Genomic DNA, 24,247 nt, shown 5'->3' with positions numbered 1-24,247 from the left:
CTTACTTTGTTTGCTTGTCAGATCAAGTCTAAACTATTACAGTTAATAGCAGGCCCTGTAAACAAAATGTTAGCAGGTCAAATTAATCAAGGGCAGGAAGTATAAAAATGGAAAAAAAGCGGTAACTTAGCCTAATGACAATAAATATATATATAGAAGGTACCGTTTTAAAGAGCACAAAAGGAATACACAGTAAAAGCGAGAAGAAGTTGAGAATATGTATGGAAGCAGTGTGGAGAAGTGGCTGCCAATGATCAAAAATTTACCACAATTACAGAAGTATACACAAGAGGTTTAAAAGGTGATGCAAAAAGGGAATTTTGGCAAAATGACTTAAGTATGCACAACAAGATCCAGATTTGCATAATTGATGATCAGATGTCATTCATGCTCAGCCTATATATAGAAAAAATTCTCAAGCTCAAGAGGGCTTAGGGTGGAACTAAAATTCATGGACTTGTTGACGCACGTAATTAATTTCTTTTTTTTAAGTTAATTAATGTTAACAAGCCACGTCTGCCTGTAATCATGTTAATACCAAAATATAATGTAAGAGAAGAAATGGGCAGTGCTATGGTTAAATACAACAATTTTTGTTTCTTTCTAACCATGCTTCCATATGAAAAACATATGACATAAAAAGGAAAACAAAAAGCTAAGAACCTTGACGCGCTTTACATCTTGGCTTTACCTTATTTATAATATAAACCTTACCACCCCTTTTCACAACTTTACAATTTTTATCTCTGTTACGATGAGATTTTAGTGACCCTTTAACTTTCATATCTACAGTAAGAATAGAATTACCTTACATTATGATCACTGACAGAGAGTTAGTCAATTGATAAATTTTTCACATTTTATTAAAATACTGTATAATTGTTGCTGATACTTCTTCGATTGACCTTTGCGTGACATCAATAATTGGCCAGTTATTTTGCTTAAAGAACTCCTCTGCTTCTTTAATTTCCTTTTCTACTTTTCTAGGGTCAGCATATATATTATTACCTTCATTATTAATTGAAGTCAGTCTATTTTTGCGTATTTCTATTAGCCTTCTTACGTCTATTGTTACTCCTATAGTCAGTTTATTTTTTAATTTTGCTAAGTCGACGTAAAAGGGTATCTCGCTAACAAAAGGAACATTTGCAACTTTATAGCCTCGGTAAGCTAAATACATACTGGTGGGAGATTTTGATGTGCGTGAAACTCCAACCAAAATTATATCGGCTTTATCAATATCTTGAATATTTTGTCCATCATCATGATTAATGGTATAGTTTATTGCCTCAATGCGCTGAAAATATTCGTTATTTATCTCAGCATGTAAGTCAAGTTTTTCGTCTTTTTCAATTTCAAGATAGGATGAGATTTCCCTAATAATGTGTGATAATATCGCTCTGTAGGGAATTTTTAGCTTTATACAATTATTTTTTAGATATTTTCTTAGCTCATCATTAGTAATAGTGCATATAACAAAATTATGCTCATCACTTTTTCTATTAATTTCCTCTAAAATTTTGTCAATCTGCTCTTCTCCTTTTACGAAAGACCAAACATATTCGATCGTTTCTACAGAACGAAAGTGTTTCAGAGCTGATTTTGCAACTGATATAACAGTTTCACCACTTGAATCTGACACTAAGTGTAGGTTAAGCTTTTTAAGGATCATCAACGTTATACTAAAAATAATAGCAAGCAATCTGCTACTGAAATTGTGCTAATTTATTATACTACGTAAATATAGAAAAACTATCTTGTTGATAAAACTCAAACTAATTGATAAATTCTTAACACAATTATTCTCAAAACGAATGTTTTTATTAAAGCCTACAAATTTCACTTCTTTTACTAAAAAAGCTCTACCTTGGCTTGGGGTTATTTGTTTCGCATGTTTTTTAATTGGAATGTTCTTGGCATTATTCTTCTCCCCAGGAGATTATAAACAAGGAGAAATTGTACGAATTATGTATCTTCATGTGCCTTCTGCATGGCTTGCTCTTGGAATATACGGACTCATTGCATCACTCAGTTTCATTTCATTGGTGTGGAACAATAGCGTTGCTAGTGTTTTGGCACATGCTGCTGCTCCTGCAGGGACAGTCTTTTCGGCAATATGCTTAATCACAGGTAGCGTCTGGGGAAAAGGAACATGGGGTACTTGGTGGGTATGGGATGCAAGGCTTACTTCAATGCTGATTTTGTTTTTTCTGTATGTTGGTTATCTTTCATTGTGGAGCGCTTTTGATAATCAAGCAAGAGCAGAGAAATCATCAGCAGTATTTGCCATTTTTAGTGCTATAAATATTCCCATAGTAAAATTTTCTGTGAATTTATGGTCTACTCTTCATCAGCCAGCAAGTATTTTTAGAAAAGGTGGAGTAGCAATAGAAGGTTCTTTACTGCTGCCACTAATTGCAATGTTTATATTTTGTACCACACTTTTTTTAGTAGTGTGGATACTTAATGCCCTTCATTTAATTAATTTGCAGAAGATAAAGAGAGAAATCAGCATGCGATATTAGGTATATAGTTCCAGAGTGTAATGTTGTGAACAGCTACGGAAATTAAAATGTAGAGCAATCATCAGCAGAGACTGAGTGGTATAAAAAAATAGCTGAAGAATGTAAAAAAGGAAGTGGTATAGATAAATCTGTTACCGATAGAGAAGGTGAAATTGATACGGGCGAACCTGTTACTGATGAAGGAGAGAATGAAAATGGAGAAATTACATCTCGAAAAGTAACCTCAGATTGTTCCAAGTATGAAAATTGTGGGCCATATTCTCATTTTTATAAAGTTGATAATAAGATAGGTTGTCAAGGTTTTAGTGCATCTGATTTACTAAAGGAATTATATCCTGAGATGTACAGTAATCCTAAGATTGCAAAATATATAGAAGAGGGAGCAAATGGTAATTATGGTGCAGTAAATTTTAAATTTGCCTTTACAGAGGATCTTAATTCAATATCCTGGCTTGGTAATATAGAATGTGAAAAATGTGTCGATGATCAAATAGAGTTAGCGTGTCAAGAAGAAGAGATTAAGAGTTTCTGTTACCCGAACGTTTACTATGGTAATCCAGAATTCAACAAGAGCTTTTTTTCCAGAGGAGCATGTCCTAATCTCTTTAGAGAGTCCAGTGAAACAAGTGTTGTAAAAGCAAAACAAGTTGCACCATTGATACTTGTTAATACCTTAGGACAAATGATAGATAAAGAGGGTAATAACACTAAAGTATACTATGATGCATTGAAGCGTTATCTAAATGATGATAGTAAAATCAAGGATTGTGGAGATAATCAAAAGTGTAAGGATTATATTCCAATTATGGAGAAAGTTGCATGGAATAGTGATAAGGAAGTACTATTAAAAACTGCTGTTAATAATACGCAAGAAGCAAATCCTTACTATTATGGAAATGAGGATAATTCTACTTCCGTTGAATTTGGTTCTATATAAGGCTGAATTTGTCTAATTTTTTCTACACTAGACACAATTTAGTCGTATCTGAACAAATACATAATCTATATAAAGAGGACGTAGGTACCATCTGTCCTTTTAAGGCATTTATGTCAATGATATGCGTAATCCATGATTTTAAACATGATGATCCTCCTAAGTAATACAAAAAAACTCAGAAAAATGTACATAGCTATGATAGAAGTTATCTATACATAAGTACAATATACTTTAACTAGAGATTATAAATTAATTAAGTTGAAAAGTCTGCAGACGAAGATAGATTTCGAGCTCTAGAATATCTTCACTATCAAAATAACAAAGCTGTCAAAATTTGTCAAGTAATTTTTATCGCAACTGTACAAACATTGCACAGGACAAATTTAAAATGCTGTAAAATGGTGTCTGTTCAGACGCATGTGAAACCAGTGCTTCTTTTCATCCCACTTCCATACGGCTAAACCCTTTTCATAATCTCCTATCTATCATTTCTTAAACCACTCCCCTGAACGGATACAATTAAATACATTTTTAACATTTTTATAGAAAACTATTAGTATAGATTTGTATGCTGCCCTCATGGCTATTTTAAAATGTTTAATACTCCTTTTCATTATTTCTTGTACACATCTACCTAACAAGCAACATTCTGTTAATATAGACAATTATAAGCACGATTATTCGTTGCAACAATATAATACTCCTTTGAAGAATAACGAACCAGCAATACCAGAAATGATACCTTTACCGGTAGAGTTTCCCGATCTTACAACCAGTAATCAGTTTCTTTCGATTAATGTTGATGAAAAAGTACCAGTAAAGGATTTACTGATTGAGATAGGAAAACTTTCTGACGTTAACTTAGACATAGATCCCAAAATATCAGGTAATATTATTTTAAAGCTAAAAGATAAGAACATAAACGAAGTAATTCAGAATATAGCCAACAGCGCCAAATTGCGTTACTCAATGAATAATGGTGTAATTAGAATTGAACAAGATTTGCCATATGCACAAAATTATTACGTAGACTTCATCAATATTCAACACTCTGCGCAAAGGAGTTTTATCATTGGTAACAATATTACCGACAGTGATGGTGATAGAAACTATATGAAATCTCAATATAGTAGTGATTTATGGAATTCATTAGAAAAAGGCTTAAATGCAATAATGGATGTTAACGGAGTAGATGATGGTGAGTTTCTTTCATCCAACAGAGAAGCTGGTGTCATTATTCTAAATGCTAGAAAAGATATTCACAAAGCTGTTGAAGAATATATTAATAAAGTTAAGAAATTGGCGTCTTCTCAAGTAATGATCGAGGCCAAAATAGTTGAAGTTTTATTAGACGATAAATACCTTTCTGGTATCAACTTAAATGATTTGCATAATGAAACCAAATCTATAACAAATCAAGGTAACTCTATTATTGACCTAGCAATTAACTCTAGTGTGAGTGATTTAGGAGATTTAGTAAAAATTTTAAATAAATTTGGCACTTCAACCGTAATTTCAAGCCCTAGAGTACATGCTATAAATAATCAGCAAGCAATGATTTCATTTACTAAAAACCATATCTATTTTACTTCCGATATACAGAAAGATACCGGAAACTCCAATCATGCCTTAATTACCAAGATGAATAGCACTCCAATAGGTGTGGTGTTAATAATCCACCCAAGCATTAACATTGATACTAATGAAATATTCATGGATATACATCCAACCTTATCAAGAATTAACGATTACACTAAAGACCCAAATATAGAATATGTCGCACAGCAGAATAAAATGAAATTAAATAGTGACATTCCAATTATTGAAACCAGAGAAATGCACTCTACGTTAAAAATTAAGAGCGGCGAAGTTATGGTAATTGGTGGGCTTATAGAGCATAGAAAAGATAACCAAAACTTATTGCATCAAAAGTCAAAAAACTGGCTAAGACAGTAGAAACCGTCATCTTCCTGAAAGCAACAATCGTACCAACACTTGGTTTATTAGATATAAAAGATAGGAATTTATATATATATTAAACGTATCCGTTCAGGCAATGGTATCAACTTAAGGAAAGATGTTGGGGTTGCTATTATGATAAGAAGAGAGTATCAGAATGATAATTAAGACAGCTTAATCACAAATCTGTTGCGGTAAATTTAAGTTACTTTAGTCATATATTAAAGTTTTTAAACAGGTCTTAGTTTACTTACTTTATTGTTTTCTTTATTATCAAATATTGCTTTAAATAATATGGAGGAGCACATTGTCAGCAATTGCCGTTATTGATTTTGGTTCACAGTTTACACAGCTTATTGCAAGACAAATCAGGGAAATGGGCGTTTACTGTGAAATATTTCCAAGCAATATCGATTTCGAAACAGTATTAAAATTCAATGGATTTATTTTTTCTGGAGGACCGCAATCTGTAAATGACAATTGCTCTGAAGTAAGTGAAGTAGCACATAAAATTATAAAACTTAACGAAACAATAAACACTCCTATACTTGGAATATGTTATGGACAGCAACTCATTTGTCATTATTTCGGGGCAAAGGTAAGAAAAGAATTCAATCAGGAATTTGGCAAAACTAAAATCAAGATACTAAAAGAATCCCCAATTATAAAGGATACTTGGAACGTTAATTCCGAAGTCGATGTGCTAATGAACCATGCAGACAGTGTCGAAACTATACCGCAAGGATTTACTGCTATTGCCTCAGGTATAATAAATCAAACAATCGCAATAATTGCCAACGAACAGCGGAAGATTTACTGTACTCAGTTCCATCCTGAAGTTAAGCCTACGACAAATGGTAGTAAACTTCTCTCTAATTTCTTAGATATTGCAAATTGTGAGAGAGATTGGACAATGAAGTCATTCGTTGAAAAACAGAAGGAAAAAATTCAAAACTTAGTAGGGGAGAAAAAAGTAATTGCTGCAGTAAGTGGGGGGGTTGATTCAAGTGTTGCAGCAGTTCTTACACACAAAGCTATAGGAAAACAATTAAACTGTATTTTTATCGATACTGGGTTATTGCGTAAGAGCCAGACCACTGCTATGTTAAAAGAAATTCCAATAAATTACGTTGATAAATCAAACTTGTTTTTAAGTAGGTTAAAGGGAATAACTGATCCGGAAGAAAAGCGAAAAATTATCGGCAATACTTTTATCGAAGTATTTGAAGAAGAGGCAAAAAAAATAGGTGATGTGGATTTTTTAATGCAAGGCACCATTTACTCTGATGTAGTTGAATCAGGGCACGCTTCAGGAAACACTAGTACAATTAAATCTCATCACAATGTTGGTGGGTTGCCAGAAAAAATGAATCTGAAACTAGTAGAACCTTTACGCTATCTCTTTAAAGATGAAGTAAGGCTGCTTGGCAAAGAAATTGGGCTTTCAGATGAGATAATATTTCAACATCCATTTCCTGGGCCTGGACTTGCAGTGAGGATCATAGGTGAGGTTGATGAAGAAAAGGTACGAATATTGCAAGAAGTAGATGAAATATATATCAACACAATGAAAAATTATGATCTGTATGATAAAATATGGCAGGCTTTTGCTGTACTGTTACCAGTAAAAACTGTGGGAGTTATGGGAGATAATCGTACATACGGATATGTTTGCGCTTTAAGGGCTGTGACTTCATCTGATGGCATGACAGCTGATGCATTTCCATTTGAAAATAAAGATCAACATTCGTTAGTATTTTGGAGGTTTTTGCAAGACGTCAGTAGTATAATTGTTAACAAAGTTTCCGGAGTAAATCGAGTTGTGTATGATTTAACTTCCAAGCCACCAGCAACTATTGAGTGGGAGTAGCAATAATTTCATTCCAGTTTCAGCTACTCGAATCACACCAAAGAGGCTGCTTGCATAACTCAAATTTTAAGGAAAACTATTTAATGTCATTCCAGCGCGTGACGCTGGTTCCTGGATCCCAGTGTCCGGGCACTGGGATGACAACGAAGGGTTATTTTGATAATAGCCGTACTTGATCTGGATTCCAGTGTCAAGCTACTCGGATGACAGAAAAAGGAGCACTGGGATGACAAGGAAGTTGAATGACACCACAGAGGCTACTTGAATCTAATTTACTATTCACAATCCCAGTTATTAGCTTGTTTTAATCGACTTTTTATCATAATAATGTAATAATTAAACATATCGTTTGATATTGAAGGTAAAATCATGACAAGAGAATATGAATCACTGAAAACAGTACTGAGGACGATTGAGGCTAAGAAAGATTTAAATAAAGATAATATAATTAAGAAAATACAAGAAGAACTAAAGAAACAGAATCAAGATCTATATCAAGAGTGGGAGAAAGGTAATTTTGATGTAAATCATGTATTTGATATTTACCCATACGAAAAGTGGACGTTATTAATTATAGCTGCTGAGAATGGTTACAAAAAGACAGTAGGGTTTTTAATCGGAGCAAAAGCAGATGTTAATGTGATAGATAAAAATGGGTGCACTGCTTTGTACTATCCTGCTTTGTATGGTTTCAAAGAGGTAGTAGAGGTTTTAATCGGAGCAGGAGCAGATGTTAATGTGAGAGATAAAAGTGGGTACACTGCTTTGCACTTTGCTGCTTACACAGAGATAGTAGAGGTTTTACTCAAAGAAGGAGCAAAAGTTAATGCAGTAGATAAAGATGGAAAGACTCCTTTAGATCATGCTAAGAGTCAAGACGTAGTAAAAGCTCTATTAGACGCAGGAGGAGGCTCTTTTGTAAAAGCGCGTAATAAAGCAAAGATTGCCGGTGGAGTAACTGGATTATTAGGCACTGCTATAGCAGTGGCACTTTTTACAACTGGAACAATTACAGCTCAGTTGACACCTATCGTTATAGCAGTGGTTGCAGTTACAGCAGCAGCACTGGTAGTTGGTTGTGCTACATATGCATTACTAAAGCCTAGTACTAAAGTTGATGGAGCAGAGAAACCATCTGCCGCCTTAATAAATGGACAGCAAGCACCTACTTGACAGTAGAGCGTGTGACGCACAGCTGTATGAACATTATCTGTAGGATGCCAGTGTCTGGGCACTGGGATCCAGTTAAGTTGGTAAGCATAAAAGTAATGTAAAAATACAATGTTTTTGATGATGGAAAAATGGATCCCAGTGTCAAGCATTGGGATGACACCGAAGCTGAATGACACCTTCCTGCTAGAAAATGTTCGCACAGTTGTACGTCACGCACTGATTGGATTTTTGCTTCGTGTAAAATAGTTTCAAGGCTGTATTTTCTTTATTTTGCTTATAGCTTCCACAAGCAATGCAAACATAAATGAAGAATACAAACATGCTTTTGGTAGTTCTATGTGAAGCCCTTCAAGTGTTAGATATACACCGACGAGTAAAATAAATAGAATGGCAATTACTTTTAAGCTTGGGTTGGATTTTATTACCTGAGCGGTATAACTTGATGAAAATAGCATCGCTAGTATGGAAAATGTAAATGCTATGGCAATGATTATCATATTGTGAGTTAATGCTATGGCAGTTAATATCGAATCAACCGAAAAAACTAAATCTATTAATATAATTTGTAGCACAACTAAAAAAAATTGTGATTTAACATTTGCCTTTGTTTTATTCTCCTTATGTACAAAAATGTCGCTCCATAACTCCATAGAGCTTTTAACAATAAGGAATAACCCTCCTGCAATCATAAGTAAATCCTTTACTGAGATATCCAGAGATACAGTGTGAAATATAGGCTTTTGCATTGATAATATATATGATGTAAAAAATAGTATTACAAAACGCATCAATAGCGCCAAGCCAAAACCTATAAGGCGGGCTCTTTCTCTCAGCAGATTTGGCACCTTATCTATTGCTAGAGAAATAAAGATTAAATTGTCTATACCAAGTATAGTTTCAAGTAGCGTAAGTATCAATAAAGTCCAAGCATCAGCTAGCATTTTCATTCCAAAGTCAGATTTTGTACTTTACAATAGATGTGTAAAAATTAAGTAACTTCGCCTAGGTAATTAAAAAATCAGCCTTACCCGAAAAAGGAAGAGAAAAAAGGTCATTTTTATAATAAAAGTACTTTTATAAGAAGAATAATAAAATTAAAAATCTAACTCTCTTTACGAAAATTTTAAATAGATTATAAAATAGTTGTACCATGAAAGTATATGCCTTCTTTGTAGACTAAGATTTTTCTTTAAATTAAGATAGATACATAGTAAAAGGAATTTATGACAAAAGAATCATTAGCAAAAACTGATATAGTGAAAGTTGAAGATCAGAAAGCACCAAAGAGCTTTTTTAAGATACTAGGTGAAGTAGCAAACGCTGTAAGATCATGGGTTGGCAATATTAACCCTGATTTAAGTAGTAGTCGCGATGTCGATAGTTTAGTCTTGAAGATGAACGAATGCTTAAACCCAAAGGGGGGTGAAGTCTCAGCACGTAAGAACACCGTATCTCTTGGTAATTTGTACTTGAGTTTATCAGAGGCAGGTCAAATAAAATTTTTACAAACCCTGGCAGAAAAATTCAATCCGGATAAAACGAAAATAGATGAAGAAATAAAAGTATATAAGAAAAATCAAGATTCTGAGTCGAGCTATAAGTTTGAACAAGACTTAATAAAAGTCCTTGAATCACCACGCTCTAAAATATTGAAGCAGTTTATCTCCTTACCAGAAGGTCTTAAGTTTATTGTTGATATGCGTTCTGATGTGCTTAAGCTAAAGAACCAATATGAAAATCTAAACCCACTAGAAAATGAATTAAAAAATATACTCTGTACTTTGGTTGATGTTGATCTACTTGATCTTCATCAAATCACCTGGGATTCACCTGCATCATTGTTGGAAAAACTTATAAAATATGAAGCTGTACATAAAATTTCTTCTTGGGGTGACCTAAAAAATAGGCTAGATTCTGATCGTCTCTGTTTTGCTTTCTTTCATTACAAAATACCAAACGAACCTCTAATTTTTGTAGAGGTTGCATTGATGAATGAGATTTCAGATAGTATTCAACACCTTTTGGATGAGTCAGTGCCCTCAAGTGACCCAAGCAGTGCAAGTACTGCTATATTCTATTCAATATCAAACACTCAAACTGGTTTATCTGGAATTAGCCTCGGTAACTTTTTAATAAAGAGAGTCGTAGAAAAACTATCGCAAGAATTTAAAAGCGTAAAAGTGTATGCAACTCTTTCTCCAGTTCCTGGATTTACAAAATGGCTAAAAAATCAAGACGTAGCTTTATTAGGTAAGCTTAATATAAAACAATCAGGTACAGAAATTTTAGAAAGCATAAAAACTAACATTGAATGCGAAAAACAGTCCCTACTGAAACTTTGTGCACACTATTTGCTAAAGGTTAAAAGCAGTAGTGGTGGTGCTTATGATCCGGTCGCACACTTTCATTTAAGCAATGGTGCATCAATAAAACAACTAAACTGGATGGCTGATACTTCTGAAAAAGGCATTAGTCAGTCAGCCGGGATAATGGTGAATTATTTGTATGAATTGCCTAAAATAGGTAACAATCATGAGAATTATATGATTAATAAAGTGATTTCTCATTCAAAAAAAGTGTCAGCTATGTTAAAGGAATAATAGGAAGTGCGCAAGCATGTAGAAAGTGCTAACATTCCCTAATGTTTATGTATATAATATTGAATAGTTTTATGAGGTAAAATGTATTAGTAGTGAGATATTAAAAAAAATAAAACAAAAAATACAAGATAGAGTAACACGTAAAGAACTGTACAGTGTCTTTACATATTCTGAAGAAATAAAGTCATTTAATGATTATGTTAGTAGTATTAAACGTGATGGAATAAACTCAGAGAAATCAAGTCTATTGAAAGATATTTATGAAGGCCTTAATTCTATGTTTACTAACATTGCTATCAACTGGGATAGCAATCGAGGTAGCATAAGTAGTGAAAAAATTAATATACATTATCAAAACTTAGGGTCTATCTTAGAGATGGTAATCATAATTGAAGGATTGAAGACAGGATTGGGCCAAGCATACGTGATACTCGGCATTGATGAATCCACGTTAATTTGTGATATCGAATCACTTCAGAAAAAAATGGAAGAAAAGCTAAAAGGAATGCAACAACAAAATGAAGCAAGGCAAGAAGAATTAGAAAAGAAAATTGAAGAAAAGTTTAGAAAGTATATAGAAAACGGCACTATTGATGCAGTATCAATTGAAAAATATGATAATTGTAGTTTGTGTGATGCAGTAATCAATCTAAAAGACAACAGTAAAAGCATAAATATTGAGATAAGCGAGTTTTTAAATAATGATTTTCGTAAAAAAAACAATATTCATGAAATTCGTATTTTAAATGGCGATCAAGAAGAAGTTGTCTGTGGCTTTGTAGATAAAAATGGAGTGAGGTGTTATAATTTAGGTACTGCAGCTCAATATGGAATAAAGTTTAATTGGTATATAGATGAAAGGGAATTTATCATTATATTAAGTGCTAATAGCGATGGCACTATTAAAATAGCAAGTGATAAGCCAGATGATAAAGATTTAGAAGAAAATAAAGATGTAAGAATTAAAGTTGGTAATGATTACCTAAGCCTTGCTGATGCAGTAAAAACATGCAAGCAGGAAAAGAATGAGGAAAGTAGCAAACTGAGTCAACCATCAACTACTGAATACTTCCGACCAGTACAGACGCCAGCTTAATGTTTTCAGCAAAAAGGAAGATAAGTAATTGCTCTTGTAATACTTAAAATGTAAAATAGATCTACTTAAATAAGTAGATCTATGAACAATATAAGAAATTTTGCAATAATAGCACATATAGATCATGGGAAGTCAACTCTTGCTGATCGTTTGATAGAAGAATGTAACGGTCTTGAGACAAGGGAAATGACCAATCAGGTACTTGACTCAATGGATATAGAGCGTGAACGCGGAATCACAATCAAAGCACAAACGGTAAGACTCAATTACACTGCAAATAATGGTAATAAATATTGCCTCAACCTCATGGACACACCAGGTCATGTTGACTTTTCATATGAAGTCAGCCGAAGCTTAGCTGCATGTGAAGGCTCACTTTTGGTGGTGGACAGCAGCCAAGGAGTTGAAGCTCAGACTCTGGCAAATGTGTACAAGGCAATTGACAATAATCATGAGATAATAGTTGTGCTCAATAAAGTTGACCTTCCTGCTGCAGATCCAGAAAAGGTAAAGCTTCAGATTGAAGAGGTAATCGGAATTGATGCAACTGAGTCAATTTTGATATCGGCAAAAACTGGTCTTGGGATAAAGGATGTACTTGAAGCTATAGTGACAAAACTTCCCGCTCCTCAAGGTGATACAAATGCTCCACTGCAAGCAATTTTAGTTGATAGTTGGTATGATCCTTACCTAGGAGTAGTAATTTTAGTGCGAGTTAAAAATGGAGTACTAAAAAAAGGCATGAGAATCGTTATGATGTCTAATAATGCTACATATCAGGTCGATAATATCGGTATTTTCACTCCTAAAAAAGTTATGACTGGTGAACTTTCAGCAGGTGAAGTTGGTTTTATAACTGCTTCAATGAAAGAAGTAGCAGACTGCAAAGTAGGAGACACTATTACTGAAGAGAAAAGGCCGTGCAGCAAGGCATTACCTGGCTTTAAAGAAGTACATCCTGTAGTATTTTGCAGTATTTTTCCCAATAACACAGATGATTTTAAATATTTAAGGGAAGCACTAGAAAAATTACATTTAAATGATGCTAGTTTTACATTTGATGCTGAAACGTCAAATGCCCTAGGTTATGGATTTCGTTGCGGTTTCTTAGGAATGCTACATCTTGAAGTCATTCAAGAAAGACTCGAAAGAGAATTTGATTTAGATCTAACAGCAACTGCACCGAGTGTTATATATAAAGTTGCAACACAAAATGGTAAAGTTTTAAATATCCATAACCCAAGCGATATGCCAGACCCTACAAAAATTGAAATAGTGGAAGAACCGTGGATCACTGCAACTATAATGGTACCTGATCAATATTTAGGAGAGATTCTATCTCTGTGTGAAGAGAGGAGAGGAGAACAGCAGGATTTATCTTATGTTGGTAATACGACAACAGCACTACTGAAGTATAAATTACCGCTGTCTGAGGTTGTTTTTGATTTTTACGATAGACTAAAATCAATTTCCAAGGGATATGCAAGTTTAGATTGGAAAATATCCGATTATCAGGAAAGTCAGATAGATAAATTAAGTTTTTTAGTTAATGGAGAACCTGTGGATGCGTTAGCCTGCATTGTTCATAAAAGCAGGGCAGAAAAAAGAGGCCGTGAAATATGTGCACGTTTGAAAGACTTGATACCACGCCAGCAATATAAAATCGCGATTCAAGCGGCAGTAGGCGGAAAAATTATTGCTAGAGAAACGATTAACCCGTATAGAAAAGATGTAACAGCCAAGCTCTATGGTGGAGACGTCACACGAAGGATGAAGCTGCTTGAAAAGCAGAAGAAAGGTAAGAAAAGATTGCATTCTGTAGGAAACATAAACATCCCACAAAATGCTTTTATTGAGGCTTTGAAAATAAATGATTAATATATATCCAAAAACATAAATTTAAAGAACTAAGTGATATTTTCTCAATAAATTTACTGACATTGATATGGGTAAATTTGAAATAGCTATGTGAATTTGTAAAACACTATATAAGATACCATACAACGAAATCATCCCAGTGTTAAACGCTGGGATGACAGAGAGCAGCTCAATTGCTCCACTCAATCAGTAAAAATCAGATATATGTAGACATTGGCTAAAACCATTCCAACAACATTTTAGTGAAACTTAACAAGCTTATCTATAGTTTTAGTGATGATTCTTGGAGTATTTGGAGAGACTTCTGAGCCCAGTCTATTTAACCGCTCTATAGCAAACCCGCTGTTCTCATTTATTATGAAATCACATAAAATATTTTCTATATCTTTAATAACACTTTCATGCTTTCTCAGAGGATGGTTATTCGGATATCTATGAATGGTTTTGATGCTAGAATACTCAACGAAAGCTTGATCTTTAAAAGCAAGTTGTCTCAATTTCTCTTTGAATTTTTCTTCTTCATCTCTTGCTAAAAGGCAAGACTTTATCAGTGATTTTATAATCGAGTTTATAGCCTGATGTATTTCAGAATGCACTATAACTTTGATGATATTTTCTTCCACTATGCAATCATAAGTGCTTTTTTCGCTCTTTAATGACTCTATAAGCATTTTGCTATTTTGCGAATTCAATTCCAGATTCTCTTCACTTATAGGAGTCATTATAAAGGTATTCTTATTTACCCTGATGTAAAATTGTGGCAACCCTTTAGAACAGGCAAATGCTACATCCTTAGACTCAAGTGCGTGATTGTATGAAGAAGAAAGGGTGCTTGCTATAACGCTACTTGGTACTTTCATTCCATGATTACTTAGGTGATTTAACACATTCTCAACATCATGATATGTAAAACCTGTATCTTTTATCAATTCAACAACTTCTATGCAATTGTGTTGTTTATACTCTATTGTCACTTCTTCTGTAAAAAGAGTTTTAGCTGCTATATGCTTATCAAGCACTGTGAAAATCTTGATGAAACTCTCTAAATCTTGTTTGTTAATTAATTCAATACTAATTAAGTTTTTGCTAACAATTATAATATTTTTTATCATTTTTTCCCACTAAAAAAACTCACTAGATGAATTGTATTTTTAATTCATTAAAAATTGTTTAAAGTGGGTATGCCAGCAACAGTAAGACAAAAAAATCACATAAAATCTTCATTATGTATTATATTACATCCCTCGTGTTCATCACTGCCGCTTGTGTAAGCTGTTGCATTAATGCTATCTTCATTGTTATTTAACATATTATCCAACTTTCCTTCTTTTTCAAGATCCATCAATTTGTCACATCCAGCAATATGATGTACATAATCACCATTTTCATCAGTAATAAAAATTTGTGGAACTGTCCTGACGTTATATTTTGATTTTATACCGTCAAACAAATCCGAGTTTCTAAGTACATCAATTTCTTCGTATTTCACACCTTTTTCATCCAATAACTCTTTTGCTTTCTTGCAGAATGGGCAGTACTTCTTCACATATATTACAACTTTTCCTTTAGTGTTTTTCACGATTTATCTCCATAGTTTATAAAATACAACTATTATATATATAAAATATCAAATTGTATGAAAATTATTTACAACTGTGAGCAAGGGATAAAAGATAATGTGGCACTAACTTTCGGAAATTTCGATGGCGTTCATTTAGGACATAAGTTTGCAATTTCCAATCTAAAGAAGGTAGCACAAGAAAGAGGATTACCCTCTGCAGTTTTAACTTTTGAGCCTCACCCATCAACTGTTTTATTTAGTAGGAACAATTTTAGGTTAATAGATCAAGAACAAAAAAAGGAACTAATCAGCAGCTATGGTATAGATTACTTGTATATTATTAATTTTAGTAGAGGTTTTTCTGAGGTTAGCTGCGATGACTTTATTGGTAAGATTTTGGTAAAGAAGTATGGTGCTAAACATATAACTGTTGGAGAAAGTTGTACTTTTGGTCACAAACGATTGGGTAACATATTAACTCTAGAAAAATATTCTCAGATGTATGAATATTCTTTAACTAAATTAGAGCCATTGATAATCGATAGAAAAATTTGCTCTTCTTCCTCAATCAGGGAGTGTTTACAAAAAGGAGAAATAGAAATTGCTAATAAATTGCTTGGTAGGTCTTATCAAGTTTCTGGTATTGTAACAAAAGGTGCATGTAGAGGTAGAGAAATAGGGTTTCCAACCATAAACATTCCGATAGAAGATTACATGATAAAACCTAAGCTTGGTACATATTACGCCAAAGTTGCATTTTCTGAAAATAGTTCAAGTTGGCTATATGGAGTAGTCAACATTGGTATGAGACCTACATTTAAGGACTTAAAAAAACCTATAGTAGAAATGCATATATTTGACTTCAACGAAAATGTATACAATTTTAAGGTTGATATACAACTTTTAAAATTTATTAGGGCAGAAAAAAAATTCCATAGTATTAACGAGTTAACAAAACAGATAGATCGTGATATAATGAAGGCTTACCAGTTAAAGATAAATTTATGAAAAGGATATGTTTAGTTATTATATTGATTATAGTATCATTCGATCAAACAAGTAAATTGTATATAAACTCTTTGATTGATGAGGGGGAGTCAATCGAGATTACTAGTTTTATGAAATTAGTTGAAGTTTGGAATTCAGGAATTAGCTTTGGAATGTGTAGTACTCTGCCGCATGGCAGCTTCTTTTTTTCAGCATGTTCAATATTAATAATTGGTATACTTGCATACTTGATATATAAATCTAATGATAAGTCAATTTACCTTAGTTTTTCTCTGATGATTGGTGGAGCGATCGGAAATGTAATTGATAGAATCTATTGGGGAGCTGTATATGACTTCATATATTTTCATATCAATGATTGGTATTGGCCAGCCTTTAATTTAGCAGATCTATCTATAGTTTGTGGAATGTGTACATTGTTATATAAGTGGTATATATATGATAGGTCTATCTCTAAGCAAAATGAGGAATGAAATAATGCTTCGCAAATTCTTTAGTTTTTTTATACTATCTGTGTTTTTTTTCATTTGTCCGATTTCTTTGGAAGCTGAAATCATAAAGCATGCTAAGCTCAGTAACGGATTGGATGTTTATGTAGTACCTAATCACCGAATTCCAGCTGTTTTTCATGCAATAATATATAAAGTTGGGGGAATGGATGACCCAATTGGCAAAGCAGGCTTGGCTCACTACTTTGAACACTTAATGTTTGAAACTACAGGAAAATTTAAAGACATAGAATCCACTTTGGGCAGCATTGGGGCCCAATTTAATGCTTTTACCACTAAAGAATACACCTGCTACTACGAATTAGTTCTCAAAAAAGATTTACCACTAGCAATGGAAATTGAAGCAGATAGAATGGGCAATTTTGATGTTACGCAAGACAAAATAGATAGAGAAAAAAATATCGTATTAGAAGAAAGAAAGATGAGATTTGATAATAATCCTGAAGCTTTACTATGGGAGGAAATGAACAGTGCATTTTATCGTAATGGCTATGGTAGGTCTGTTATTGGTTGGGAGAGCGATATTAAAACTTACAATCAAGATGACATAACAAGGTTTCATGATAACTATTACCATCCAAGCAATGCAATATTGCTGATTGTTGGCAATGTGAAATTTGATGAAGTAGTGAAATTAGCAGAAGAAAAATATGGCGAAATTAAAGCTAAGCCTATAATTAGGCATTATCCAAACCAAGATTCAATACATAATGCAGATATATCGGTAATTTTAGAAAGCACTGAAGTAAAAGAGCCAGTTTTATACTTTCGCTATAGTGTTCCTTTATTTGAGCAAATAAGTGAAACTTTTCCTGTTGATTTGGCAGTTGATGTTTTGGGGAATGGCAAGTCTAGTAAGCTATATAAAGATTTAGTTCTAGATAAGAATGTAGCAGTAGAAGTGTTTGCTTATTATAATAGCTTAGCTTTTAGTAATGGTTACATTGAGATTCGGGTAACTCCAAAAAGCGGGGTGAATTTGGATGCTGTTGCAAGAGAGTTAGAAAATTCTATTAATCACTTTAACTCTGAAGGAATAACAAGTGAAGAGTTGCAAAGTACAAAGTCTAAATACAAAGCAGCACAGCTTGATAAGCTATCTGATTTAACTAATATAGCAATGTTTTATATACCACGTCTAGCACTAGGTATTCCACTTGATGAAATAGACATTTCATATAGCAAAATTAATGATGTCAATCTAGAGGATGTAAATAATAAAGTTCACGCTATCTTTTCTACTAATAAATTAGTTGGTCGTTTGCTACCAAAAGGAGGTAATAATGAAGATAAGTAAATATGTATTTCTATTTTTTTTCTGTCTAGGCTTTAATTTGCAAGCAAGCAGTCACTTAAATATAGAGGAGGTTACTACTAATAAAGGATTTAAGTTTTTATTTGTTGAAAACCATGATCTACCAAAAGTTTCACTTAATATATCATTCAAAGATGCAGGTTGTGTGTATGAAAGTGCAGAAAAGCAGGGGCTTGCTTGGTTTACTTCTCTTGTAATTCAAGAAGGAGCAGGAAAAAATGATGCCAAAGATTTTGCGAAAAAGCTTGAGGATAAAGGAATTAGTTTAAATTTTACTGCTGGTTTAGAAGCATTTAGGGTTTCATTAAACACTTTATCTGAGAATCTAGAGGATGCAATTTCACTACTGAGTGATGCTATAATGCGCCCCAAAGTTGATCCTGAGGGGTTAAATAGAGTATTCGAAAAAGTCAAAGTAAACTTTAATAATTTTGAAAAAGACCCTTATTTTATTGCTGCAAAAGAGTTAGATACATTGTTGTTCAAAAAACATCCTTACTCAAGAGATCCATATGGAACTCTAGACACTATAATGAACATTACTAGAGACGATGTTTTAACATACATAAAGCGTAGTTTTACTAAGGATAATATCGTTATTAGTATTGTTGGTTGTGCAACAAAAGAAGAAGTTAGTACGCTGCTCGATAAATATTTATCTAAGTTACCATCAAAAAGATCGAAAGTTAGGAAGGTATCTGTAAAAAATGAATTTGGGCCTGCAGAAAGTAAGAGCGTTTTTATGGATATACCACAGAGTGTAATACTTTTTGCTCAAAAAGGCATAGCATATGAAGACCCTAATTACTATAATGCTAGTGTTTTGATTAATGCGCTTGGTGGTATGAGTCTAAACTCAATACTGATGAAAGAGTTGAGACAAAATCTAGGTATTACTTATGGTGTTAGTGCACGTAATGTTCCTAATAAGCATGGAAATATTATATCTGGATTTATGAGTACTGATAGTTCCACTGCTAGCAAAGCTATATCAGCAGTAAAAGATACATTTAGCAGAATATAAAGAGGAAGGAATTGACGAACAATTATTCAAGGATGCAAAAACCAGTTTAGTAAATAACCTTATCTTCTCTTTTCTATCCAATAATGCGAATACAGCAACGTTACTGGATAGTATGCAGATAGATGATCGTGATATTAACCATATAAATAATTATGCAAATATCATTAATGATGTTCAATTGGAAAAAGTAAACAAGCTGGCAAGTTCTTTACTGAATCCTGAAAATTTATTTTTTGTTGAAGTTGGAAGAAACGCTCAAGGTCAATAGTTAATACCTTCTGCTATTGATCTTACTGCTTTTACATAACACTTATGCTCTTCAGCTAGAATGCGCTCTGAGAGACTGTGAACATCATCATTTGGTAACACTGGAACAGTAGCTTGAGCGATTATGGCTCCAGCATCAATTTCAGGAGTAACATAATGCACAGTACATCCTGTAATTTTTACACCCGCTTTCAGAGCTTGCTCCTGAGCATTTAGGCCCTTAAATGACGGAAGTAAAGAGGGATGAATATTTATAACTTTGTTATGCCATTTATTCAGGAAATTGGCCTTTATAATTCTCATAAACCCTGCAAGGCAAATTAAATCAACCTTATGTTGAACAAGTATTTCATGAATTTTATCAGTATCAAGTGGCTTATCTTCAACAACAAACGCTGAAACTCCTGCTTGCTTTGCTATTTTAAGGCCTCCAGCTTCACTATTATTTGTGATAACACACACAGTTTCAGCAGGGAAATTCTGATCTTGACATGCTTCTATTAAAGCCTGCATGTTTGATCCTCTACCTGAAATTAGTATTCCGAGTTTTATCTTTTTCATTTTAGTGCAGCCGTAAGAATGGATATTAATAAAATAGCTCAAAAGGAAAGTTTATTTTAGAATAAATACTATTGTGTAGCAATATTTTACACTGCTGGATAACATGGAATTAAAGAAATCATTCAGTTTGAAGTAACTTTAACATTTAATTTGTAATAGTTTAGACTTGATCTGACAGGCATGAATTAACTGACAGAAGAATTAACAAAGTCAAAACCAAAATCAGCATCCTGTTTAATGCTATCAATATTTTTCTGATAAGCAATATGCATACTATCAAAAAAGGTTTGCATAGGAGTCTTACCATAGCAATATTTACCTGAATGTGGTCTAGATCTATTGTAAGAATGCACCCAATGGTCTACGTCTAACTGAAGTTCTGCCAAAGAGGTGTAAATTTTCTTTCTAAAGATAATATTGTAACATTCATCTTGCATAGTTCTGTGGAACCTTTCACATATGCCATTAGTCTGTGGAGAACGAGCTTTGGTTCGAGAATGATCAATATTTTCTACCCCTAAATATAGCTGGTAAGCGTGATTTTCAGGTCTGCCACAATACTCTGTACCACGATCCGTCAAAACACGTAGCAATGATACTTTCTGTTCATCAAAGAACGGTACTACCCTATCATTAAGAAGATCTGCAGCTGTGATAGCAGTCCTTTCTGTGTAAAGCTTAGCAAAAGCAACTCTGGAATAGGTATCAACAAAGGTTTGCTGGTAAATTCGTCCAATACCTTTGATATTACCAACATAATAACTGTCTTGGCTACCTAAGTATCCTGGATGCTCTGTTTCAATTTCTCCATGGGCCTCTTTTTCTTCCTTAGCCTTTTCTAGAGCTGTTATCTGTTCTTCTGTTAAAATGATACCATCCTGAGCTACTTTTGCTTCTAATGCCTTTAACCTCTTTTTAAAATTTTCAAGATCGTTTCTTTGCCACACTGATCTTATTCCACTTGCAGAGATGAGAATTCCTCTCTTTTTCAGTTCGTTTGCTGCTCTTTCTTGTCCGTATGCTGGAAACTCTATTGCTATTTCAACTACTGCTTTTTCTATATCCTCCGACACTCTATTTGCATACAATGGCTTGCTTTTGCTTATCTCGTGTAAAGCCTCTTCTCCTCCTGTTTCATACAGTTCTTTGAAGCGGTAAAATGTATCCCTTGAATATCCCATTACTTTACACGCCTGTGATACATTTCCTAATTGCTTTGCAAGTTCTAGCAATCCCAACTTTGGTTTTAGTATTTTTTCTTGTGTTGTATTCATATCTGACACTCCTTTCCTTTAAAACTTGTCTATATTTTTATCTTACTTTGTTTGCTTGTCAGATCAAGTCTAAACTATTACATTTAATTTTAGGAATATTATACAATTTATGGTAAATAAATGCATATTTTTATGGCTGCGTTATTATTTATTTAACAAAGTATTAGTATAATTTACTACACTGAATTAAATGGAGAAAATTCAATGAATAAATTACCAAGCAATGCAAAAACAAGCAAGTCTCAGGTTACTCAGTGGGAGGTAATAAAAAATTGTGAATATTCTGATAATTGTTTATCAAAAGTAGTAACTTTGTACGTCATTAAAATGGCAGAATTATCAGATATTTATACGAGTAATGAACCTGAAATTAATACTATACTTACAAGAATAAGCATAACAAGTGAAAATGCATTTTTAAATAAGGTTGTTGATATTGAAATTATGGAGGGCATTTTTCCGTACAAATTCAACAGCAAGAAGAAAAATAACATATCAAGGCTAGAAGATTTGTACAATTATTTATGTTCTACTGTTATTGATAGCCTTCCAAAAGAAATGCTTGAAAGCCTAAGAAGAGAATACAGAGACGCTGTTAACTTATTTAAAGCAATTACTTAACTAGGTGTAGCATTTTTAAGACTTTACCTTCTATTTCAGAAATGCCACTTTCAAGATCTTTATCTATCAAACATATGGTAGATAAATATGTTTTCTGCTTCTTTTCAACATTGATAGTTAAAGTTCCAGGAGTAATCGTAACCGAGTTAGCAAATAATGCAATGGTCTTATCATTATGTCCTATGCATTCTCTTACAATAACAATTGGCTCAACTGTAGATTTGAATCGTAGCACCTTTTTTGTTACATAAATACTTGAAAAAATAATTTGGTAAATTAGCCAAGGTATATAACTTATAAGCTGATAAAGTGACAGCCTACCACTATCATTTAGAATTTGACTAAGGGCACTTTCAGCATCAATTAACCTTTTAAAGATAATCAATGTGAACACAGAAGAAAATACTCCACAGAGAATAAAAAAAGGCTCAAAATAACCAGACAATGTAATCCATAGAGAAGACAAAATCACAAATGATAGAGAAAAAAACTTAATATTTTGCCTGACTTTCATGATTTGGAGTATAACTTAAATGATTTTTTAGGAAAATAAAAAGTTCTTGATTTTTGTGTCAAAGAACATAATAACCAAGTTATTTTAATAAGTAGTGGAGATTATGACGCTTGATGATTTTCTAAAAATGCTTGAAGAAATAAATGATACTTCAGGTTTAAGCAAGAACAACATAGTTGAACGAATAAAAATAAAATTAGAAAGAATTGATTTACGGAGGTGGGAAGATAGTGGATTTAATATCAATCATATATTCACTACACATAGTGATCTAGATCCTGTAGAAACTACATTGTTGCATTTTGCTGCTAAGAGTGGCTATGAGAACATAGTAATAGCTCTAATTGAATATGGAGCATATGTTGATGCATGGGACAGCGATGGATGCACTCCTTTACATTTTGCTGCTGAATGGAACCACAAAGGCATATTAGATATTTTAATTGAAAGTGGAGCAAATGTTAATGCGTGGGACAATGATGTATGTACACCTTTACATCTTGCTGCCGAAGGTGGGAATGAAAGTGTAGTAAGAGCTCTAATTGCATGTGGAGCAGATGTTAACGCGCAGAACAATGATGGACACACTCCTCTACATTTTGCTACTAAGAGTGGCTATGAGAACATAGTAATAGCTCTAATTGAACACGGAGCATATGTCGATGCGTGGGATAATTATAGAAGCACTCCCTTGCATTTTGCTGCTGAAAGTGATAATGAAAACATAGTAAGAACTCTGATTGAACATGGAGCATGTGTTAATGTGTGGGATAGTTGTGGACGCACTCCTTTGCATTTTGCTAGCGATCATGAAAGTATAAGAGATATTTTAATTGAAAGTGGGGCATATGTTAGTAAACAGAACAATAATAGATATGCTCCTTTACACTTTGCTATTGAATGGGGCTGCAAAGATGTGATAAGTTCTTTGTCAGGTAATGCTAGTCCTAGGGCTGAAATGGCAGTAGGAAGAGTGGAACAAATTACACTTGCAGGAAGATTGGAGCTTTTTTAACCAAACTTGCATTTACTGAGATAATTGTTTTGTTATGAATTAAACCAAAAGTTCTGTAATATATTGAAGCTTAAAGATATCTTTAGATATGGAAGTTATTGCAGAAAATAGAAAAGCAAGGTTTGAATACTTTATCTTAGAAGAATTTGAAGCAGGTATGATCCTCTTAAGTAGTGAAGTGAAATCACTAAGGGAAAGAAAAGCAAACATTTCTGATGCTTACGTTACCGAAAAAAAAGGTGAAATATGGCTAAACAATATGCATATCGCAGAGTATAAAGCTGCAAACCAAAAGAATCACAAGCCAAAAAGAGAACGAAAATTGCTTTTGCATAAAAAAGAGATAAATAAGCTAATTGGTCAAATCAAAACCTCTGGAATAACTGTTGTGCCACTTTCTATCTATTTTAATGATAAAGGGTTGGCAAAAACTAAAATTGCCATTGTGAAAGGAAAAAAACTCTATGATAAGAGAGCAACCATAAAGCAGAGAGAGTGGGAACGTGAGAAAAGTAGATTGTCTAAGAATAATTTGTAGTA

24 protein-coding genes and 2 pseudogenes are annotated in these 24,247 nt (G+C 33.3%); 17 read left to right on the top strand and 9 right to left on the bottom strand.

All coding sequences use genetic code 11. The features are described from left to right. The first annotated feature begins 240 nt into the window (after positions 1-240). Positions 241-435, top strand: a complete 195-nt coding sequence (locus JR053_RS00385) for a hypothetical protein (protein ID WP_010402151.1) — start codon at positions 241-243, stop codon at positions 433-435. Positions 436-655: 220 nt separating this feature from the next. Here the strand turns inward: JR053_RS00385 and ykgO are convergent, their stop codons facing one another. Next, on the bottom strand, positions 656-784 hold the full coding sequence (gene ykgO, locus JR053_RS00380; RefSeq protein WP_006015378.1) for a type B 50S ribosomal protein L36: 129 nt from the start codon (positions 782-784) through the stop codon (positions 656-658). Between the two features lie 69 nt (positions 785-853). Then, the gene (locus JR053_RS00375; protein WP_010402159.1) at positions 854-1,672 is read right to left on the bottom strand and encodes a pyruvate, water dikinase regulatory protein; all 819 of its coding nucleotides are present in this window, start codon (positions 1,670-1,672) and stop codon (positions 854-856) included. 142 nt (positions 1,673-1,814) lie between these two features. Between JR053_RS00375 and ccmC the strand changes: the two genes are divergently transcribed. After that, positions 1,815-2,525 (top strand): heme ABC transporter permease CcmC, encoded by a 711-nt coding sequence (gene ccmC / locus JR053_RS00370; RefSeq protein WP_007301928.1) that lies wholly within the window; start codon positions 1,815-1,817, stop codon positions 2,523-2,525. Positions 2,526-2,567: 42 nt separating this feature from the next. Here the strand turns inward: ccmC and JR053_RS00365 are convergent, their stop codons facing one another. Further along, complete coding sequence (locus JR053_RS00365; RefSeq protein WP_246038505.1) at positions 2,568-2,762, bottom strand: hypothetical protein; 195 nt, start codon at positions 2,760-2,762, stop codon at positions 2,568-2,570. A 103-nt stretch (positions 2,763-2,865) separates the two neighbouring features. Between JR053_RS00365 and JR053_RS00360 the strand changes: the two genes are divergently transcribed. The 5 genes and pseudogenes from JR053_RS00360 to JR053_RS00340 all read left to right on the top strand — a co-directional run bounded on the left by JR053_RS00360 (position 2,866) and on the right by JR053_RS00340 (position 8,710). Next, positions 2,866-3,462 carry a hypothetical protein gene (locus JR053_RS00360; RefSeq protein ID WP_010402165.1) on the top strand — a complete coding sequence of 199 codons (597 nt, stop codon included), beginning with the start codon at positions 2,866-2,868 and terminating at the stop codon, positions 3,460-3,462. Positions 3,463-4,026: 564 nt separating this feature from the next. Then, a pseudogene (locus JR053_RS00355) lies at positions 4,027-5,501 on the top strand (type II secretion system protein GspD). A 227-nt stretch (positions 5,502-5,728) separates the two neighbouring features. Beyond that, on the top strand, positions 5,729-7,291 hold the full coding sequence (gene guaA / locus JR053_RS00350; RefSeq protein ID WP_010406802.1) for a glutamine-hydrolyzing GMP synthase: 1,563 nt from the start codon (positions 5,729-5,731) through the stop codon (positions 7,289-7,291). 369 nt (positions 7,292-7,660) lie between these two features. Then, the gene (locus JR053_RS00345) at positions 7,661-8,464 is read left to right on the top strand and encodes an ankyrin repeat domain-containing protein (RefSeq protein ID WP_416603199.1); all 804 of its coding nucleotides are present in this window, start codon (positions 7,661-7,663) and stop codon (positions 8,462-8,464) included. Positions 8,465-8,572: 108 nt separating this feature from the next. Continuing rightward, the gene (locus JR053_RS00340) at positions 8,573-8,710 is read left to right on the top strand and encodes a hypothetical protein (RefSeq protein WP_416603197.1); all 138 of its coding nucleotides are present in this window, start codon (positions 8,573-8,575) and stop codon (positions 8,708-8,710) included. Between the two features lie 2 nt (positions 8,711-8,712). Here the strand turns inward: JR053_RS00340 and JR053_RS00335 are convergent, their stop codons facing one another. Continuing rightward, on the bottom strand, positions 8,713-9,405 hold the full coding sequence (locus tag JR053_RS00335) for a TerC family protein (RefSeq protein WP_029237607.1): 693 nt from the start codon (positions 9,403-9,405) through the stop codon (positions 8,713-8,715). 282 nt (positions 9,406-9,687) lie between these two features. Between JR053_RS00335 and JR053_RS00330 the strand changes: the two genes are divergently transcribed. The 3 genes from JR053_RS00330 to lepA all read left to right on the top strand — a co-directional run bounded on the left by JR053_RS00330 (position 9,688) and on the right by lepA (position 14,038). Continuing rightward, positions 9,688-11,064 (top strand): malonyl-CoA decarboxylase, encoded by a 1,377-nt coding sequence (locus JR053_RS00330; RefSeq protein WP_010402191.1) that lies wholly within the window; start codon positions 9,688-9,690, stop codon positions 11,062-11,064. 277 nt (positions 11,065-11,341) lie between these two features. After that, positions 11,342-12,160: a hypothetical protein gene (locus tag JR053_RS00325; RefSeq protein ID WP_416603194.1), complete on the top strand. Its 819-nt coding sequence runs from the start codon at positions 11,342-11,344 to the stop codon at positions 12,158-12,160. A gap of 81 nt (positions 12,161-12,241) precedes the next feature. Beyond that, entirely contained in the window at positions 12,242-14,038 is a 1,797-nt protein-coding gene (gene lepA / locus JR053_RS00320; protein WP_010402196.1) for a translation elongation factor 4, read from the top strand. 239 nt (positions 14,039-14,277) lie between these two features. Here lepA and JR053_RS00315 read toward each other — a convergent pair whose 3' ends face one another. Next, positions 14,278-15,150: a hypothetical protein gene (locus JR053_RS00315; protein WP_007301937.1), complete on the bottom strand. Its 873-nt coding sequence runs from the start codon at positions 15,148-15,150 to the stop codon at positions 14,278-14,280. Between the two features lie 95 nt (positions 15,151-15,245). Beyond that, a complete protein-coding gene (locus JR053_RS00310; protein WP_006015443.1) occupies positions 15,246-15,617 on the bottom strand; it encodes a glutaredoxin in 372 nt (123 codons plus the stop codon). A gap of 57 nt (positions 15,618-15,674) precedes the next feature. Here JR053_RS00310 and ribF point away from each other — a divergent pair, with 57 nt between their 5' ends. From ribF to JR053_RS00290, 4 genes and pseudogenes are all read left to right on the top strand, one after another. Beyond that, the gene (ribF, locus tag JR053_RS00305) at positions 15,675-16,607 is read left to right on the top strand and encodes a riboflavin biosynthesis protein RibF (protein WP_063630547.1); all 933 of its coding nucleotides are present in this window, start codon (positions 15,675-15,677) and stop codon (positions 16,605-16,607) included. Then, positions 16,604-17,080, top strand: a complete 477-nt coding sequence (gene lspA, locus JR053_RS00300; protein ID WP_007301940.1) for a signal peptidase II — start codon at positions 16,604-16,606, stop codon at positions 17,078-17,080. The genes ribF and lspA overlap by 4 nt, the downstream gene beginning before the upstream one ends. A 4-nt stretch (positions 17,081-17,084) precedes the next feature. After that, positions 17,085-18,413 (top strand): M16 family metallopeptidase, encoded by a 1,329-nt coding sequence (locus JR053_RS00295; protein ID WP_029237608.1) that lies wholly within the window; start codon positions 17,085-17,087, stop codon positions 18,411-18,413. Then, positions 18,400-19,723, top strand: a pseudogene (locus JR053_RS00290) (M16 family metallopeptidase). The gene JR053_RS00295 and the pseudogene JR053_RS00290 overlap by 14 nt, the downstream one beginning before the upstream one ends. On the opposite strand, the gene purN reads toward JR053_RS00290, so the two are convergent. Both purN and JR053_RS00280 read right to left on the bottom strand, forming a co-directional pair. Further along, on the bottom strand, positions 19,717-20,283 hold the full coding sequence (gene purN, locus JR053_RS00285) for a phosphoribosylglycinamide formyltransferase (protein ID WP_010402201.1): 567 nt from the start codon (positions 20,281-20,283) through the stop codon (positions 19,717-19,719). The pseudogene JR053_RS00290 and the gene purN sit on opposite strands and share 7 nt — an antisense overlap. 185 nt (positions 20,284-20,468) lie before the next feature. Next, complete coding sequence (locus JR053_RS00280; RefSeq protein WP_416603176.1) at positions 20,469-21,557, bottom strand: IS481 family transposase; 1,089 nt, start codon at positions 21,555-21,557, stop codon at positions 20,469-20,471. A 204-nt stretch (positions 21,558-21,761) separates the two neighbouring features. Here JR053_RS00280 and JR053_RS00275 point away from each other — a divergent pair, with 204 nt between their 5' ends. Further along, on the top strand, positions 21,762-22,178 hold the full coding sequence (locus JR053_RS00275; protein WP_007301944.1) for a hypothetical protein: 417 nt from the start codon (positions 21,762-21,764) through the stop codon (positions 22,176-22,178). Here the strand turns inward: JR053_RS00275 and JR053_RS00270 are convergent. Further along, the gene (locus JR053_RS00270; RefSeq protein WP_006015458.1) at positions 22,171-22,692 is read right to left on the bottom strand and encodes a Na+/H+ antiporter subunit E; all 522 of its coding nucleotides are present in this window, start codon (positions 22,690-22,692) and stop codon (positions 22,171-22,173) included. The two genes, JR053_RS00275 and JR053_RS00270, sit on opposite strands and share 8 nt — an antisense overlap. Before the next feature lie 103 nt (positions 22,693-22,795). Here JR053_RS00270 and JR053_RS00265 point away from each other — a divergent pair, with 103 nt between their 5' ends. Both JR053_RS00265 and smpB read left to right on the top strand, forming a co-directional pair. Further along, complete coding sequence (locus JR053_RS00265; RefSeq protein WP_007301945.1) at positions 22,796-23,707, top strand: ankyrin repeat domain-containing protein; 912 nt, start codon at positions 22,796-22,798, stop codon at positions 23,705-23,707. Between the two features lie 88 nt (positions 23,708-23,795). Then, positions 23,796-24,245: an SsrA-binding protein SmpB gene (smpB, locus tag JR053_RS00260; protein ID WP_007301946.1), complete on the top strand. Its 450-nt coding sequence runs from the start codon at positions 23,796-23,798 to the stop codon at positions 24,243-24,245. Positions 24,246-24,247: the final 2 nt, after the last annotated feature.

This window comes from Wolbachia endosymbiont of Nasonia vitripennis (genome assembly GCF_048054115.1).
Lineage (GTDB): Bacteria > Pseudomonadota > Alphaproteobacteria > Rickettsiales > Anaplasmataceae > Wolbachia.
The sequence above is the reverse complement of the archived record's forward strand: the minus strand, read 5'-3'. Positions and strand labels throughout refer to the sequence as shown.

What these genes read in the sequence shown, in the direction of transcription:
- ykgO (WP_006015378.1), bottom strand. Translation starts at nt 784, where the DNA reads ATGAAAGTTAAAGGGTCACTAAAATCTCATCGTAACAGAGATAAAAAT.
- JR053_RS00375 (WP_010402159.1), bottom strand. Translation starts at nt 1,672, where the DNA reads ATGATCCTTAAAAAGCTTAACCTACACTTAGTGTCAGATTCAAGTGGT.
- ccmC (WP_007301928.1), top strand. Translation starts at nt 1,815, where the DNA reads ATGTTTTTATTAAAGCCTACAAATTTCACTTCTTTTACTAAAAAAGCT.
- JR053_RS00360 (WP_010402165.1), top strand. Translation starts at nt 2,866, where the DNA reads ATGTACAGTAATCCTAAGATTGCAAAATATATAGAAGAGGGAGCAAAT.
- JR053_RS00345 (WP_416603199.1), top strand. Translation starts at nt 7,661, where the DNA reads ATGACAAGAGAATATGAATCACTGAAAACAGTACTGAGGACGATTGAG.
- JR053_RS00340 (WP_416603197.1), top strand. Translation starts at nt 8,573, where the DNA reads ATGTTTTTGATGATGGAAAAATGGATCCCAGTGTCAAGCATTGGGATG.
- JR053_RS00335 (WP_029237607.1), bottom strand. Translation starts at nt 9,405, where the DNA reads ATGCTAGCTGATGCTTGGACTTTATTGATACTTACGCTACTTGAAACT.
- JR053_RS00330 (WP_010402191.1), top strand. Translation starts at nt 9,688, where the DNA reads ATGACAAAAGAATCATTAGCAAAAACTGATATAGTGAAAGTTGAAGAT.
- JR053_RS00325 (WP_416603194.1), top strand. Translation starts at nt 11,342, where the DNA reads ATGTTTACTAACATTGCTATCAACTGGGATAGCAATCGAGGTAGCATA.
- lepA (WP_010402196.1), top strand. Translation starts at nt 12,242, where the DNA reads ATGAACAATATAAGAAATTTTGCAATAATAGCACATATAGATCATGGG.
- JR053_RS00315 (WP_007301937.1), bottom strand. Translation starts at nt 15,150, where the DNA reads ATGATAAAAAATATTATAATTGTTAGCAAAAACTTAATTAGTATTGAA.
- ribF (WP_063630547.1), top strand. Translation starts at nt 15,675, where the DNA reads ATGAAAATTATTTACAACTGTGAGCAAGGGATAAAAGATAATGTGGCA.
- lspA (WP_007301940.1), top strand. Translation starts at nt 16,604, where the DNA reads ATGAAAAGGATATGTTTAGTTATTATATTGATTATAGTATCATTCGAT.
- JR053_RS00295 (WP_029237608.1), top strand. Translation starts at nt 17,085, where the DNA reads ATGCTTCGCAAATTCTTTAGTTTTTTTATACTATCTGTGTTTTTTTTC.
- purN (WP_010402201.1), bottom strand. Translation starts at nt 20,283, where the DNA reads ATGAAAAAGATAAAACTCGGAATACTAATTTCAGGTAGAGGATCAAAC.
- JR053_RS00280 (WP_416603176.1), bottom strand. Translation starts at nt 21,557, where the DNA reads ATGAATACAACACAAGAAAAAATACTAAAACCAAAGTTGGGATTGCTA.
- JR053_RS00275 (WP_007301944.1), top strand. Translation starts at nt 21,762, where the DNA reads ATGAATAAATTACCAAGCAATGCAAAAACAAGCAAGTCTCAGGTTACT.
- JR053_RS00270 (WP_006015458.1), bottom strand. Translation starts at nt 22,692, where the DNA reads ATGAAAGTCAGGCAAAATATTAAGTTTTTTTCTCTATCATTTGTGATT.
- JR053_RS00265 (WP_007301945.1), top strand. Translation starts at nt 22,796, where the DNA reads ATGACGCTTGATGATTTTCTAAAAATGCTTGAAGAAATAAATGATACT.
- smpB (WP_007301946.1), top strand. Translation starts at nt 23,796, where the DNA reads ATGGAAGTTATTGCAGAAAATAGAAAAGCAAGGTTTGAATACTTTATC.